Below are 14,845 nucleotides of genomic sequence, written 5' to 3'. Positions count from 1 at the left end.
TCTCCAATAAAGTTAGTTTGTCTAGCATCTAAAAATAAAAATTGACGTTTCACGTTGTTTGTTTCGTTTAGTTTTCAAAGTTCAATATCGCGTTTCAGCGACTTTTATAATTTAACATTTCTCGTTAAATCTGTCAACAACTTTTTTCTTTCGTTCCTGACGACGCTTATTAATTTACCATACTAATCATTTAATAGTCAACACTTTTAAAAAAAACGCCAAAATAATTTTATCTTGGCATAATATAAAGCTTAATAATCACTAATGCTGCCACACCCGGTAGGCCTAATAAACTCGTTATTGCTGCTGTACCCATGTTAATCGGGATATGAAAATCAAAATATGTCCCTACAACATTTACGATAAAAAGCAACGCTATGCCTAAAGTAACATGAAAAATCACCTTACCTATAAAACGCAATGGCTTAGAGGCAACACCAAAAACAAGAAAAATAAACACTAAAGTAAGAATGCCAACAATAATAATTGTAGAATTCATCTTTTCCTCCTTATGAATGACCTATACATCTATTTGTATGGGACAAGGCAATAAAAAAGAACAGTTATCATAAGCGACATCTCTTTCATATAAACAAAATGAAACAACACCTCAGCATTTTAACAAATAAAATAAAAAGGCCTGCTTAGAAAGCAGAACCCTTTACCATTGTTCCATTTTTACAGGACGACGCTTTGCTTCTTTCAACAAGAAGAAATATTTCGCCTCTGCTATCTTCAAAGAACAAATGACATCTTGAGATGGTTCTACACTTTGTTCAACCATTCTCTTCTGACGTAACCACTCATTCTTCACTTTTTCCAAAAGTACAATTAACTTATCATCATACTCTTTACGCAATTTACCCTTTTTTTGAAAGAACATTTTTGTTTCTCCTCTTATACTTCTCTGCGACCTTCTAACGCTTTCGATAGTGTCACTTCATCTGCATATTCTAAATCTCCACCAACTGGCAGACCATGTGCAATACGAGTTACTTTAATGCCTGTAGGTTTTAAGAGGCGGGAGATATACATCGCTGTAGCTTCCCCTTCAATATTAGGGTTTGTTGCTAATATTACTTCTTGTACCGTTTCATCATGTAGTCGCTTTAAGAGTTGCGGGATATTAATGTCTTCCGGTCCAATTCCCTCCATAGGAGAAATCGCACCACGTAACACATGATATACACCTTGATACTCTTTCATTTTTTCCATCGCGATTACATCTTTCGGTTCTTGCACGACACAAACAACTGATTGATCTCGATGCGAATCATTACAAATATAACAAGGATCACGATCAGTAATATGTCCACATACAGAACAATACGCTAAATCTCGCTTCGCATTTACAAGTGCTTTCGCAAAACCTAACACATCATCTTCTTTCATATCTAATACGAAAAATGCCAATCGAACCGCTGTTTTCGGTCCGATACCTGGCAACTTCATAAAACTATCGATTAGTTTTGATATTGGCTCTGGATAATGCATGTATCAATATCCCCCTAGAACATTCCACCTGGTAAGTTTAAGCCTTTTGTAAATTTACCCATTGTAGAGTTTGATAGCTCATCGGCCTTTTTAAGTGCATCATTTGTTGCAGCTAACACTAAGTCTTGTAACATTTCGATATCTTCTGGATCTACAACTTCCTCTTTAATCTTCACTTCAAGAATTTGCTTGTGACCATTTGCAATAACTGTAATCATTCCGCCGCCAGCTGTACCTTCAACTGTTTTTTCACCAAGCTCTTCTTGTGCTTTCGCCATGTCTTTTTGCATCTTTTGCATTTGTTTCATCATGTTATTCATATTTCCCATTCCGCCACGCATCATAATTAATTCCTCCTAATTATTATTACTCTTTTATTTCAATGAGTTCTTGTCCTACTAATTTCACTGCCTCTTCTATAAGAGGGTCTTCCTTTTTCTCCGGGCTTTCTTCAGACTCTCCACCTTCACGTTGTAAAAAGTCTTCACGGATTTTACCCCATTCACTTTTTGGAATGGCAATCATATTTAACCTTTTACTTAGCAATTCAAATAAAGCTTGTTCTACTGTATCCATAGCTTCTCGATTTTCGCTCGCCATCTTACAGTGAATCTCATATTGAAATGCTAAAACGTAAGTGTCATCTGAAGCTGCCACTGGTTCACTATTTTCTAGTAAAACAGCAAACGCTACTTTGTTATATGATTTGAGTCTTCCTAACAACTCACCCCATACAGCTTTTAATTGTTCTAAATCTTGACGCTTCGCTTGTTTTAATACTTCATTTACACGCCCGATAGGAATCTTCATACTTCCTGTTCGTACGGGTTTTGGTGTTGCACGTGTCTCTCTTACTTCCTGTTGTACACCAGCTGGCACACCGTTCTTTTTGACTTGCTCTAACTCTTTCTCCAATTGCTGCATCCTGTTCATAATTGCTTGCAAACGATCCGTACCGTTTGCTTGCATCATAAACTGTTGACACAACTGCACCATAACAACTTCTAAGAAAATACGCGGATGATTTGTCCACTTCATTTCCTGTTGTCCCTTACTAAGGGTATGAATAATCTCATAGATCACTTCCGGTTGCATTTCTTCACTCAACTTACGGAATTGATCATCTACAATTACTCGTTCCAACATATGTTCTAGTTGCGGTGAAGTTTGATATAAAAGCATATCACGATAATAGTAAATGAAATCCTCCATAAAACGAACTGGATCCTTCCCTTTACTCATCATTTCATCTATGATCTGTAATGCTCTTGATACATCATTTTCACGTATGCATTCTACTAAATTGCCTAAGTATTGCTGAGAAACAGATCCTGTTACCGCCAATACATCTTCTGTCGTAACAATCTCATCACTATAAGATATAGCCTGATCAATAAGACTAAGCGCGTCACGCATACCACCTTCAGCAGCACGTGCAACAATTTGTAATGCTTCATCTTCCACTTGCGTACCTTCATTCGTCACGACTGTTGATAATCTCTCAACAATATCATTCACTGATATTTTTCGGAATTCAAAACGCTGACAACGCGAAATAATTGTAGGCGGGATCTTATGAGGTTCTGTTGTCGCCAAAATAAAGATAACATGTCCTGGCGGCTCTTCTAAGGTTTTTAAAAGCGCATTGAATGCACCCATAGAAAGCATGTGAACTTCATCAATAATGTATACTTTATATTCTACAGCACTTGGAGCATATTTTACTTTATCTCTAATATCTCGAATTTCATCTACACCGTTATTTGAAGCCGCATCAATTTCTAATACATCTGAAATGGATCCTTGTGTAATTCCTAAACAAGAAGGACATTCATTACAAGGTTCAGCTACCGGAGCATGTTCACAGTTAATCGCTTTTGCAAATACTTTTGCAATTGTCGTTTTTCCTGTTCCCCTCGGACCAGAAAATAAATAAGCATGTGAAACTTTCTCTTGAAGAAGGGCATTTTGCAACGTTTTTGTCACGTGCTTTTGACCGACTACATCTTCGAACTTTTGCGGTCTCCATGTTCGGTATAACGCTTGGTATGACACGAAAATACGGCCTCCCTCAAAGGTTATTATCTCATTTATTATAACCCATTCTGTTTATAGATTCCAAAAGTTATTTTCTATACAAAAAACTCACCTTTGTATTAAGGTGAGTTTTGTATACATATATAACTGCCGTGCACCCTCCGTCGATTACGTACCATAAGCGTTACTCAAGCAGTTAGCTCGGTTCAGGCACTCCTGCGGCACACGAGAAGACCCGCTTATTGCTGCTTCCTTCCGGACCTGACAAGGTTCACGGGGTCCCGTTGCGCAGGACCCAAACGTCAACACCACTTACTTAAGGCAGACCTTACAGCAACATAACCTCGAGAGGGGATTCGGCCTCGCTAGAGCGGATTGCGAGTATAGGGCACCGCTACCTCCCCGCTTAGCACGGCAAAGTTAAAACCAATATTCGGTTGCCTTCATTAAAGGCATTATCAGTATAACTTGTTTCTTTATAAAATGCAAATACGTTAGTTCCCATTGCTTTTCTCCAATTTTTTTATCGCTTTTCTTTTTTTACGAAGCTCTCTAAAAAAGTTTGTTAACAACGTACCGCATTCTTCCTCAAGTACACCAGTTACTACTTCACATTGATGATTGAATCGTTCATCCGTTAAAAGATTCATCAATGTCCCTGCACATCCGCCCTTCGGATCACTTGCACCATATACAACTCGCTTCACTCGCGATAAAACAATTCCACCCGCACACATTGGACAAGGTTCTAATGTTACATACAATGTTGCATCTTCTAAACGCCATGTCCCTAATTTTTTACACGCCTCATCTATCGCTAGCAACTCAGCATGAGCTATTGATCTTTGCTCAGTTTCCCTTAAATTATGAGCAACACTAATTACCTCACCATCTAACACTATAACTGCTCCAATTGGTACTTCCTGCATTTCCTCCGCCTTTTTAGCTTCTTCTATCGCTAATTGCATAAAATAAATATCTCGATCTTGTTCCATAACATAGTCCTTTCATTACAAATAAAGTACACTTATTTCCATTTACTGCACAGGGGATAACTTTTACAAATTCAATCCACCCTAAAAGAAAAAGAGAGGGATTACATATGAAAAATACCGCCTTGCTCATTATCGATATGATTAATGATTTTCAATTTTCCCACGGACCCATTCTAGCTCAAAAATGCGAAACTATAACAAACCCTATTTTACAATTAAAGAAAAAAATGAAATCCTTCGGCTATCCTATAATTTACGTTAATGACCATTATCAACTTTGGAGATCTGATATCGACCAACTTATTACTCATTGTACAAATAAATATAGTGAAAATATAATTCATAAGATTGCTCCAAGTTCTGATGATTACATTTTTATTAAACCACATTATTCCGCTTTTTATGAAACACCTTTAAATTCATTACTAGGTTATTTAAAAATAGAAAATCTAATATTAACAGGAGTTGCCGGGAATATATGCATCCTATTTACAGCTAATGATGCTCATATGAGAAATTATAAATTGTATGTACCACAGGATTGTATCGCCTCTAACAACGACCAAGATAATATACATGCTTTAAAAATAATGGAAACTACATTGAAAGCAAATATAACATCGTCATCCAAAATAAAATTTAATTAATACATATATCTATTTTCTAACTTTTTATATCAAATTAACCCACTCGCTTCCCTCTTGTGCTACAATAATTCTGTTTTGTGTTTTTAGTAGTCACGGTAAATCACTGATTGAAAGGAGGAAACAGCGTGACCGGAGTACCATTTATCACGGTTGAAGGACCAATTGGTGTTGGAAAAACTTCACTTGCGAAGGAAATTTCAACTCACATGCAACTCCACTTACTAAAAGAGATTGTTGATGAAAATCCCTTTTTAGGAAAGTTTTATGAAGACATCGACGAATGGAGTTTTCAAACAGAGATGTTCTTTCTTTGTAATAGATACAAACAATTAGAAGATATTAACATAAAGTATTTGAATCAAAGGAAACCAGTAGTAGCAGATTACCATATCTTTAAAAATTTAATTTTTGCATCCCGCACATTAAAAGACTCTCAATATGACAAGTACATGCAAATTTATCGTATCCTTACACAAGATATGCCTGTGCCAAATGTCATTGTTTATTTAACAGCTAGCCTAGAAACATTGCAAAAACGAATCGCCTTGCGCGGAAGAGAATTTGAAAAAAACATGGATCCAAATTACTTACTACAGCTCACAAAAGATTATGAAACAGCAATGGATACTTTTAGAAAAGATCATCCGGAGATACCAGTATTGAAATTTAATGGAGACGATATGGATTTTGTAAAAAATCCTGATGATTTAAACGTCATCCTATCTGCCCTTCAAAATACTCTCTTAAAGGAGTCGAAATAATAATGAATTTAAGGCAAAAATATGATATACCCAATGATGCAGTAATCACTATCGCCGGAACGGTAGGTGTGGGTAAATCAACTATGACAACTGCATTAGCTAATGCTTTAGGTTATCGCACATCATTTGAAAAAGTAGATTCCAATCCATATTTGGACAAATTCTATGCGGACTTCACTCGCTGGAGCTTCCACCTACAAGTGTACTTTTTAGCAGAACGATTTAAGGAACAAAAAAGAATTTTTGAATATGGTGGCGGTTTTGTTCAAGATCGTTCCATTTACGAAGACACTGGAATTTTCGCAAAGATGCATCATGAAAAAGGTACAATGACGGAAACTGATTATGAAACATACAAAGGTTTATTTGACGCTATGGTCATGACTCCTTACTTCCCTCATCCAGACTTATTAATTTACTTAGAAGGTTCTTTCGATGATATTGTCGATCGCATTCAAGAACGTGGGCGCCCAATGGAACAGCAAACACCAATTGAGTACTGGAAAGAAATGCATGGACGTTATGAAAACTGGATTAACAACTTTAATTCATGTCCTGTATTACGCTTAAATATTAATGAGTACGATATTTTAAAAGATGGTGATTCAATCGAACCAATCATTAAAAAAATTGGCCATTTTTTAAAACAAACACGTAAACTTGTAAAATAAAAAACCCGTGCATATGCACGGGTTTTCCTATTAAATTACTTCTTCTTTGTTGGAGCAATAATTTCACTCTCAGGTTTTCCTGCGTTAATACGCTGACGAACAGTACTTGTACTAATATCGTATGCTTCAGCAATCTCTTTAACAGTCATTTCTTTCCCGTTAATTACTGCCGTTAATACTTTACCTGTACGTTTTGGAGCTGCCTCTTTCTTTACAGCTGGTTTTTCAACCTTTTTTGGTGCCTCTACTTTTGTCTCAGCTTGCTTTACATCACAAGTGCAACCACAAAGTTTACGGAATGTATCATCACTTATAATGCGTGACACATTTGCACCACTGTTTAAAATTCTATTGTTCTTACAGACAGGACATTGTACATAATATAAAGTTTTTCCATCTAAAGGAAACGTTTGTATAATAAGATCCATGTTGACTCCTTTCATATCTATGAAGATAATCATCGGAATATGAGTGTGTAATAAGGACAAAATTACCTTACACCATACTTTATGATTGGTTTTAAAATAAAAACTCGTTACGTGTTGGTAACGAGTTCTCCAATCTCCACTTATATGCGCTGTTGTCAATTATATCTGGAGGAGGTAGAGGGATTCGAACCCCCGCGCGACTCTCGCCGCCTGTCGGTTTTCAAGACCGATCCCTTCAGCCAGACTTGGGTATACCTCCATATTGACATCAAATATAATATCAAAAGAAAAACAGTTAGTCAACCCTACTAAAATAAATTATGAGGAAAGGAAAATTTTACTTTCCCCTTCCTACATTACAGTACTGACAACGCTCATAATTACCAATCACTCATACCGATGAATGTTTAAATTTACTTAATAACTGTTTTTCCTCCCATATAAGGGCGAAGAACTTCTGGAATTATAATTGTACCATCTTCTTGTTGGTAGTTTTCTAAAATAGCTGCAACCGTACGTCCAATTGCAAGACCAGATCCATTTAATGTATGGACATGTTCTGGTTTTCCATTTGGCTCACGGCGGAAACGGATATTTGCACGTCTCGCTTGGAAAGCTTCAAAATTACTACAAGAAGAAATTTCACGATATGTGCCATAGCTTGGAATCCATACTTCAATATCGTATTTCTTCGCTGCTGTAAATCCTAAATCGCCTGTGCACATGCTCATAACGCGATATGGCAACTCTAATAATTGTAACACGCGTTCTGCATCATTTGTTAATTTTTCTAACTCTTCATAAGAATCTTCTGGTTTTACGAACTTCACAAGCTCTACTTTATTGAACTGATGCTGGCGAATTAAACCGCGTGTATCGCGACCAGCTGAACCTGCTTCAGAGCGGAAGCAAGAGCTAAATGCAGCATATCTTATAGGCAATTGCTCTTTATTTAAAATCTCATCACGATGCATATTCGTTACAGGTACTTCAGCTGTTGGAATTAAGAAATAATCTTCACTTTCAATACGGAATGCATCTTCTTCAAACTTTGGAAGTTGTCCTGTTCCTGTCATACTTGCACGGTTTACCATATATGGAGGTAATACTTCTTCATATCCATGCTCATCAGTATGAAGATCAAGCATAAAGCTAATTAAAGCACGCTCTAATCTTGCACCAGCACCTTTGTAAAATACGAAGCGGCTTCCTGTTACTTTCCCAGCGCGTTCAAAATCTAAAATTCCTAAATCAGTAGCAAGATCCCAATGTGGTTTTGGTTCAAAAGTAAATTCTTTCACTTCTCCCCAAGTACGCGCTACTACATTATCATCCTCTGTTTCACCGACTGGAGCAGACTCATGAGGGATATTTGGAATAGATAACATTAATCTTTCTAAGTCTTCTTCAACTGTGCGAAGTTCGTTATCAAAATCCTTTACTTTTTCTCCAACCTCACGCATTTCTAAAATTAGAGCTTCTGCATCTTTCTTTTCGCGCTTTAATACAGAGATTTGTTGAGACACTTCATTACGTTTACTTTTTAATTCTTCTGTCTGAACAAGTAGTTCTCTTCTTCTCGTATCAAGTTCTTCAAAACGTCCGAAATCAGTTAGATCTTCACCTCTATGCTGTAATTTCGCTTTTACTTCTTCAAAGTTTGTACGTAAAAATTTAATATCAAGCATTATATACTCCTCCTTTTATTTTATAAAACACAAAAAACTCCCGTCCCTATATAAAGGGACGGGAGTTAACCCGCGTTGCCACCCTAGTTGAAAGCATTACCGCTTTCCTCTCAAGTAGAAATAACGGCTCTTCACCGGGAATGCTTACTAATCCAAAAGATGTTCCACATTCCATTCCAGGATGGATTCACAAACTGTTTCTATCGATTTCCACCAACCATCGACTCTCTATAAGAAACAACATTTGTTACTATTTCCTATCAACACGCTTATTTTATAAAATTGTTACCATCAATTTACTATAATCTTATACAAGTTGCAAGTTACTTATACAACTTTTTTCATTTTCGCTTCTTTTACCATTTCAACAAAGTATGCTGTGACACGATGATCATCTGTTAATTCCGGATGGAATGAAGCAGCTAAAAACTGATCTTGTCTTACCGCTACCATTCGGTCACCATGCTTAGAAAGCACTTCAACATTATCAGCTACTTCTACAACATACGGCGCACGGATAAATACACCAACGAAGTCTTCACCCACGCCTTCAATTGAAAGCGCAGCTTCAAAACTATCCTTTTGGCGTCCGAACGCATTGCGCTCAACTGTAATATCCATAGCACCAATATGTGCTTCTTCATAGCCAATAAGTGTTTTCGCAAGAAGAATCATCCCTGCACATGTACCAAACATTGGTTTACCAGACTTTGCAAATGTGCGAAGTGGTTCCATGAAAGCATACTTATCAATAAGACGGCGCATTGTTGTACTTTCACCGCCTGGTAAAATAAGACCATCAATCTCTTCAAGTTGCTCTATACGCTTTACAACAACAGCTTCGGCACCACTTGCTTCAACTGATTTTACATGTTCACGAACTGCACCTTGAAGACCTAGTACACCGATTTTCACCATTTTAAAGTTCTCCTTTAATTACCATCCACGCTCTTGCATGCGTTGTTCTGGTAATAACGTTGAAATTTCGATACCTTTCATTGCATTACCTAACCCTTTAGAAAGGCTTGCAATTAGTTCGTAATCTTCATAATGAGTCGTTGCTTCAACGATTGCACGTGCAAATCTCTCTGGGTTTTCTGATTTGAAGATACCAGATCCAACAAATACCCCATCAGCACCAAGTTGCATCATTAATGCAGCATCTGCTGGTGTTGCTACACCACCTGCCGCAAAGTTTACAACTGGTAAGCGACCAAGACGTTTAATTTCAAGTAATACTTCGTAAGGAGCACCAGTATTTTTTGCATATGTCATTAACTCATCTTCACGTAGACTCGCAACTTGACGGATTTCTGCATTGACTTGGCGCATATGACGCACTGCCTCTACAATGTTTCCTGTTCCTGGTTCACCTTTTGTACGAAGCATAGATGCACCTTCTGCAATACGACGTGCAGCTTCTCCGATATCACGGCAACCACATACAAATGGAACTGTGTAATCACGTTTATTTAAATGGTATACTTCATCAGCAGGAGTTAATACTTCACTCTCATCGATATAGTCTACCCCTAATGATTCTAATACACGTGCTTCTACAAGGTGACCGATACGGCATTTTGCCATAACCGGAATTGACACTGCACCCATAACTTCTTCAACGATTGTTGGGTCTGCCATACGAGAAACGCCACCTGCTGCACGAATGTCTGCTGGTACACGCTCTAATGCCATAACGGCAACTGCGCCTGCCTCTTCTGCAATTTTTGCTTGTTCAGCGTTAATTACGTCCATAATAACGCCGCCTTTTTGCATTTCTGCCATTCCACGTTTTACACGCTCTGTCCCTGTTACATTTGTCATGTACAAAAACCCCCCTAGGTGAATTGCTTTCCCCCGTTAAAGGCGAAAATTAAGAATACTCTTACATTCTACCACTAACTATCAGATGCTTGTCTACTACTTTTTCATAAAGTCGGTATGAAAAATAGGAATAAAAAAAAAGCCCCTACCATGAGGAGCTTTTAAAACCAACCTTTTACTGTATCAACAGCACTATTCCACATACCACTAAAGAATGAACCAATTCCGCGCATAGCACGAGTAAACCAGTTTGCTTCTTCTACTTCAGATGTTGTTACAAGATCCACTTGCAACGACTTACCAGTTAAAAATCCAGGGTCGTTTGTATCTTTTGGCGTAATTACCATTTGACCAAGCGCAGCTCCCTTTTTAATAGGTGCTTCTTGTCCCTTACTTGATTCTTTTAATTCTGTTTTATAAACATCTTTACTTCCTTTTGGCACTGGAAGTGAAATAGCTTGTTTCGTTTGAACTGCTACATCTTTATCTTTCGCATTTTCTACTCTTACTGTTTCTTGTCCTTTTACTGAAGAACCTTTTTTATACATTTGTTTCACTTCAAAGTTAGCAAATCCATAATCATATAGCTTCTTTGTTTCATCAAAACGTGCTGTATGAGAACTTGTTTTAATAACTACAGAAATAAAACGCATACCGTTTCTTTCAACCGTACCAGTGAAGCAATCTCCTGCTTCTGGAGTTGAGCCTGTTTTCAGACCATCTACGCCATCATATTCTTTAACTAAGCCCTTTAACATCCAGTTCCAGTTTGACATTGCAAACTTCTCTTTTTCTGGACGGAATTCTTTTTTAGGAATTTTTGCTGTATCTAACACTTTTGGATAATCTTTAATTAAATGTTGTGCTAAAGTTGCAACATCCTTTGCAGACATTTTATTTTCTTCATCCGCTGTTGTTCCTTCAGGATGCATTCCCTTTAAATCTTTATTCGTTAAACCTGTAGAATTGACAAATTTATAATTTTTCAATCCTAGTTCTTTCGATTTATCATTCATCATTTTTACGAAATCTACTTCTTTACCTGCAATTGCTTCTGCTAATGCAATTGTTGCACCATTTGCAGAAAAGATTGCCATTGCCTCATATAACTCTTTTACTGTATAAGAGCCACCATTTTCTAACGCAACATTTGATAATGAAGCATCTTGTGAAACCTTATATGCATATTCAGAAACCTTAATTTTCTGGTCCCACTTAAGTTTTCCTTTATCCACTGCTTCATGAACTAAATATTCACTCATCATCTTTGTCATACTAGCAATGGATAATAATTCATCTGCATTCTTTTGATATACAATTTTCCCAGAATTCGCTTCTACTAAAATTGCCGCACCTGCTTCAATGTTTAAAGCGGCTCCTGTTTCAGCTGATGCATTGCTATATGGCATAAAAATGCTACAAGCTAGTGTAATCACTGTTACCAAAGCAATGAATCTTTTGCAAAACATACCTTTCACTTTTGTTACCCCCAATATCTATGTACTCACATAACCGTTATTCTAACATAATCAAAAAAAAATAGACAGAGATATCAAATCTCTGTCTATTTGTATATAAGACATTATAATGAGTAGTTTGGAGCCTCTTTTGTAATTTGTACGTGATGAGGATGGCTTTCACGTAAGCCAGCACCTGACATACGAATGAATTGTGCATTCTCGCGTAAGAATTCTAAATCCTGTGCCCCGCAATATCCCATACCCGCACGTAAGCCACCAACTAATTGGTGAACTGTATCTGCTAAAGGTCCTTTATATGGCACTCGTCCTTCGATACCTTCTGGGACAAGTTTTTTATTTCCTTCTTGGAAGTAACGATCTTTACTTCCTTTTTCCATCGCACCGACAGAACCCATACCACGATACACTTTAAATTGACGACCTTGGTAAATTTCAGTTTCTCCAGGACTTTCGGCAACACCAGCAAACATACTACCTAGCATAACAACATGTGCTCCTGCTGCTAAAGCTTTCACCATATCACCAGAGTACTTAACACCGCCATCAGCGATAACTGGAATACCGTGTTTACGAGCTTCGGTTGCACAATCATAAACTGCTGTTAATTGTGGTACACCAACACCAGCTACAACGCGTGTTGTACAAATAGAACCTGGTCCAATACCAACTTTAACTACGTTTGCACCAGCTTCAATTAATGCTTTCGTTGCTTCAGCTGTAGCAACATTTCCAGCGATGATATTTAATGATGGATATTTAGCACGAACTTCTTTTACCTTATCAATAACACCTTTAGAATGCCCATGGGCTGTATCAAGTACAATTGCATCTACACTAGCTTTTACTAATGCATCTATACGAAGCATAGCATCAGCTGTTACACCAACTGCTGCTCCAACTAATAAGCGTCCTTGCTTATCCTTAGCAGAGTTTGGAAATTCAATTACTTTTTCAATATCTTTTATTGTAATAAGCCCTTGTAATACACCGTTATTATCAACAAGAGGGAGTTTTTCAATTTTATACTTTTGTAGGATCTTTTCAGCTTCTTCCAGTGTAGTACCAACTGGAGCTGTAATTAACTGTTCTTTTGTCATTACGTCAGAAATTTTGATTGAGTAGTCTTGGATGAAACGCATATCACGGTTTGTAATAATACCAACTAATTTTCGCTCATCTAAATTATTTACAACCGGTACACCTGAGATACGATATTTTCCCATAAGATGTTCTGCATCATATACTTGATGTTCTGGAGTTAAGAAGAAAGGATCTGAAATAACGCCGCTTTCAGAGCGCTTTACTTTATCAACTTGCTCTGCTTGTTGCTCAATAGACATATTCTTATGAATAATTCCTAAACCACCTTGGCGAGCCATTGCAATAGCCATGTCAGCTTCTGTTACTGTATCCATTCCTGCACTAATTAACGGGATGTTTAGCTGTAAGCTTTCAGATAAAACTGTTTTAACACTTACTTCTCTTGGTAATATATCTGACCTAGCTGGTACAAGTAATACATCATCAAAAGTCAAACCTTCTTTAACAAATTTAGATTCCCACATAATTGTTCCCCCTATGATACCAGAAATTATTATTAGTAGCTTATCAATTGGTTAAAATACTGTCAAGGACGTATATATATGTTAGAATTTTTAGACAATAAAAGGAGCGTAATATATGCATCAAACATCTTATACTTGGCAGCAGTTAAGTTTCTTTTTTTCATCTCAAAATGTACAACGTTATCTTGCCCGTTGTTATGAAAAATCCTCTATTCAGGATGCCGAAAAAAAAAGTTTTGAAAATTGTTATCCCTTTATTTATTACCTAGAACACGGGAAAAATTATTATGAATTATATAAGAAAGCTCCATTTTCTATTCAACCAATGTTGTTATTTTATGGAATTAGTCAACTTTTTAAAGCATGTCTACTAACCATTGATCCTAACTATCCTGAATCCACTACTGTTTTAGCTCATGGCGTTACAACTCGCAAACGAAAAAAACAAGGGTATCAATTTTTAGAAGATGAGGTGAAGATACAAAAAAACGGATTGTTTACTCATGTTGCAGAACAACTGTTTCACATGAAACACTTAGAAGCAGAAAAATTTAACATGCTAGAACTAATGGGAAATATTCCAGAATTACAAAATTTGTTTCGCTATAGTCAAAAAGGATCAACTTTATATAAAATCGATTCAACAATTAAAAATGAGCTCTCCTTTTCAGTCAACCTACTAGATCGATTACATATGACTAAAGAGAGATTTTCTCGCTACATTGAAACATCTTGTAAGCATTTATCAATGCGACACGTACCTGAGAAAACTAATGAATCGAATTTACTTTTTACGGCGCCCATTCAATCATGGAATCCTATGTACAGTACTCCTTTATACTATGAACATCTTACTAATACTTATTATTTACCACTTACGACTGATCCTAGAAATCCTAAGCCAGTATTACCTGAACTCCTTGTTCATTATTTATTGCTCTATAATTTAAGCATGATTTCTAGGTATGAAACAGATTGGTGGTATGACTTACTTGGAAGCTATGGCTCTGAAGATTATCCATTTATTTATCAATTTCTTAATATTTCTGCTCAAAAAATCCCTTACTATATTTCATCATTTTTACTAACAGAACCTAACCTATTTCATGGGAAATAAAAAAACACAAGTCAAAAGACTTGTGTTTTTAGTTGCTTGGCGACGTCCTACTCTCACAGGGACAAGGTCCCAACTACCATCGGCGCTAGAGAGCTTAACTTCCGTGTTCGGTATGGGAACGGGTGTGACCTCTCTGC

At 36.9% G+C, this 14,845-nt stretch carries 16 protein-coding genes, 1 tRNA gene, 1 rRNA gene, 1 other RNA gene and 1 other annotated feature; of the genes, 4 read left to right on the top strand and 15 right to left on the bottom strand.

Going from position 1 to position 14,845, the window contains the following annotated elements:
- Positions 1-229 precede the first annotated feature (229 nt).
- From MR160_RS29110 to tadA, 7 genes are all read right to left on the bottom strand, one after another.
- Entirely contained in the window at positions 230-499 is a 270-nt protein-coding gene (locus tag MR160_RS29110; RefSeq protein ID WP_001089273.1) for a pro-sigmaK processing inhibitor BofA family protein, read from the bottom strand.
- 162 nt (positions 500-661) lie between these two features.
- Positions 662-883 (bottom strand): YaaL family protein, encoded by a 222-nt coding sequence (locus tag MR160_RS29105; RefSeq protein WP_000466019.1) that lies wholly within the window; start codon positions 881-883, stop codon positions 662-664.
- Positions 884-897: 14 nt separating this feature from the next.
- Positions 898-1,494: a recombination protein RecR gene (gene recR, locus MR160_RS29100; protein ID WP_000559169.1), complete on the bottom strand. Its 597-nt coding sequence runs from the start codon at positions 1,492-1,494 to the stop codon at positions 898-900.
- A gap of 14 nt (positions 1,495-1,508) precedes the next feature.
- On the bottom strand, positions 1,509-1,835 hold the full coding sequence (locus tag MR160_RS29095; protein ID WP_014894853.1) for a YbaB/EbfC family nucleoid-associated protein: 327 nt from the start codon (positions 1,833-1,835) through the stop codon (positions 1,509-1,511).
- A 25-nt stretch (positions 1,836-1,860) separates the two neighbouring features.
- Positions 1,861-3,549 carry a DNA polymerase III subunit gamma/tau gene (dnaX, locus tag MR160_RS29090; protein WP_000121560.1) on the bottom strand — a complete coding sequence of 563 codons (1,689 nt, stop codon included), beginning with the start codon at positions 3,547-3,549 and terminating at the stop codon, positions 1,861-1,863.
- Positions 3,550-3,681: 132 nt separating this feature from the next.
- Positions 3,682-3,946, bottom strand: an RNA gene (gene ffs / locus MR160_RS29085) — signal recognition particle sRNA large type.
- A 79-nt stretch (positions 3,947-4,025) separates the two neighbouring features.
- The gene (gene tadA, locus MR160_RS29080; protein WP_000434341.1) at positions 4,026-4,526 is read right to left on the bottom strand and encodes a tRNA adenosine(34) deaminase TadA; all 501 of its coding nucleotides are present in this window, start codon (positions 4,524-4,526) and stop codon (positions 4,026-4,028) included.
- A gap of 107 nt (positions 4,527-4,633) precedes the next feature.
- On the opposite strand from tadA, the gene MR160_RS29075 reads away from it, so the two are divergent.
- The 3 genes from MR160_RS29075 (at position 4,634) to MR160_RS29065 (ending at position 6,605) form a co-directional block, all read left to right on the top strand.
- Positions 4,634-5,173, top strand: coding sequence for a cysteine hydrolase family protein (locus tag MR160_RS29075; protein WP_000798738.1), 540 nt, complete (start codon positions 4,634-4,636; stop codon positions 5,171-5,173).
- A gap of 125 nt (positions 5,174-5,298) precedes the next feature.
- Positions 5,299-5,934, top strand: coding sequence for a deoxynucleoside kinase (locus tag MR160_RS29070; protein WP_000148217.1), 636 nt, complete (start codon positions 5,299-5,301; stop codon positions 5,932-5,934).
- A 2-nt stretch (positions 5,935-5,936) separates the two neighbouring features.
- Entirely contained in the window at positions 5,937-6,605 is a 669-nt protein-coding gene (locus MR160_RS29065; RefSeq protein WP_001053585.1) for a deoxynucleoside kinase, read from the top strand.
- A 35-nt stretch (positions 6,606-6,640) separates the two neighbouring features.
- On the opposite strand, the gene MR160_RS29060 is transcribed toward MR160_RS29065, so the two are convergent.
- The 7 genes from MR160_RS29060 to guaB form a co-directional block, all read right to left on the bottom strand.
- Positions 6,641-7,033, bottom strand: coding sequence for a sigma factor-like helix-turn-helix DNA-binding protein (locus tag MR160_RS29060; RefSeq protein WP_000364195.1), 393 nt, complete (start codon positions 7,031-7,033; stop codon positions 6,641-6,643).
- 166 nt (positions 7,034-7,199) lie between these two features.
- Positions 7,200-7,292, bottom strand: a tRNA-Ser gene (locus MR160_RS29055).
- Between the two features lie 154 nt (positions 7,293-7,446).
- A complete protein-coding gene (gene serS, locus MR160_RS29050) occupies positions 7,447-8,721 on the bottom strand; it encodes a serine--tRNA ligase (RefSeq protein WP_000884174.1) in 1,275 nt (424 codons plus the stop codon).
- Positions 8,722-8,772: 51 nt separating this feature from the next.
- Positions 8,773-8,994: a binding site (T-box leader), on the bottom strand.
- 54 nt (positions 8,995-9,048) lie between these two features.
- A complete protein-coding gene (gene pdxT, locus MR160_RS29045; RefSeq protein WP_000238785.1) occupies positions 9,049-9,639 on the bottom strand; it encodes a pyridoxal 5'-phosphate synthase glutaminase subunit PdxT in 591 nt (196 codons plus the stop codon).
- Between the two features lie 18 nt (positions 9,640-9,657).
- Entirely contained in the window at positions 9,658-10,545 is an 888-nt protein-coding gene (gene pdxS, locus MR160_RS29040; protein ID WP_000186158.1) for a pyridoxal 5'-phosphate synthase lyase subunit PdxS, read from the bottom strand.
- A 161-nt stretch (positions 10,546-10,706) separates the two neighbouring features.
- Positions 10,707-12,014, bottom strand: coding sequence for a D-alanyl-D-alanine carboxypeptidase DacA (gene dacA / locus MR160_RS29035; protein ID WP_127057751.1), 1,308 nt, complete (start codon positions 12,012-12,014; stop codon positions 10,707-10,709).
- Positions 12,015-12,127: 113 nt separating this feature from the next.
- On the bottom strand, positions 12,128-13,591 hold the full coding sequence (guaB, locus tag MR160_RS29030; RefSeq protein ID WP_000264089.1) for an IMP dehydrogenase: 1,464 nt from the start codon (positions 13,589-13,591) through the stop codon (positions 12,128-12,130).
- Between the two features lie 115 nt (positions 13,592-13,706).
- Between guaB and MR160_RS29025 the strand changes: the two genes are divergently transcribed.
- The gene (locus tag MR160_RS29025; protein WP_000554297.1) at positions 13,707-14,708 is read left to right on the top strand and encodes a YaaC family protein; all 1,002 of its coding nucleotides are present in this window, start codon (positions 13,707-13,709) and stop codon (positions 14,706-14,708) included.
- 34 nt (positions 14,709-14,742) lie between these two features.
- On the opposite strand, the gene rrf is transcribed toward MR160_RS29025, so the two are convergent.
- Positions 14,743-14,845, bottom strand: a 5S ribosomal RNA gene (rrf, locus tag MR160_RS29020); the annotation flags it as partial.

The organism is Bacillus cereus group sp. BfR-BA-01382 (assembly GCF_022663475.1).
GTDB classification, from domain to species: domain Bacteria; phylum Bacillota; class Bacilli; order Bacillales; family Bacillaceae_G; genus Bacillus_A; species Bacillus_A thuringiensis_S.
The sequence above is the reverse complement of the archived record's forward strand: the minus strand, read 5'-3'. Positions and strand labels throughout refer to the sequence as shown.

Bases quoted from the DNA above. Each gene is read 5' to 3' on its own strand.
- dacA (WP_127057751.1), bottom strand. From the start codon at position 12,014: ATGTTTTGCAAAAGATTCATTGCTTTGGTAACAGTGATTACACTAGCT.
- serS (WP_000884174.1), bottom strand. From the start codon at position 8,721: ATGCTTGATATTAAATTTTTACGTACAAACTTTGAAGAAGTAAAAGCG.
- MR160_RS29025 (WP_000554297.1), top strand. From the start codon at position 13,707: ATGCATCAAACATCTTATACTTGGCAGCAGTTAAGTTTCTTTTTTTCA.
- recR (WP_000559169.1), bottom strand. From the start codon at position 1,494: ATGCATTATCCAGAGCCAATATCAAAACTAATCGATAGTTTTATGAAG.
- pdxT (WP_000238785.1), bottom strand. From the start codon at position 9,639: ATGGTGAAAATCGGTGTACTAGGTCTTCAAGGTGCAGTTCGTGAACAT.
- MR160_RS29095 (WP_014894853.1), bottom strand. From the start codon at position 1,835: ATGCGTGGCGGAATGGGAAATATGAATAACATGATGAAACAAATGCAA.
- MR160_RS29110 (WP_001089273.1), bottom strand. From the start codon at position 499: ATGAATTCTACAATTATTATTGTTGGCATTCTTACTTTAGTGTTTATT.
- MR160_RS29105 (WP_000466019.1), bottom strand. From the start codon at position 883: ATGTTCTTTCAAAAAAAGGGTAAATTGCGTAAAGAGTATGATGATAAG.
- guaB (WP_000264089.1), bottom strand. From the start codon at position 13,591: ATGTGGGAATCTAAATTTGTTAAAGAAGGTTTGACTTTTGATGATGTA.
- MR160_RS29075 (WP_000798738.1), top strand. From the start codon at position 4,634: ATGAAAAATACCGCCTTGCTCATTATCGATATGATTAATGATTTTCAA.
- MR160_RS29065 (WP_001053585.1), top strand. From the start codon at position 5,937: ATGAATTTAAGGCAAAAATATGATATACCCAATGATGCAGTAATCACT.
- pdxS (WP_000186158.1), bottom strand. From the start codon at position 10,545: ATGACAAATGTAACAGGGACAGAGCGTGTAAAACGTGGAATGGCAGAA.
- MR160_RS29060 (WP_000364195.1), bottom strand. From the start codon at position 7,033: ATGGATCTTATTATACAAACGTTTCCTTTAGATGGAAAAACTTTATAT.
- tadA (WP_000434341.1), bottom strand. From the start codon at position 4,526: ATGGAACAAGATCGAGATATTTATTTTATGCAATTAGCGATAGAAGAA.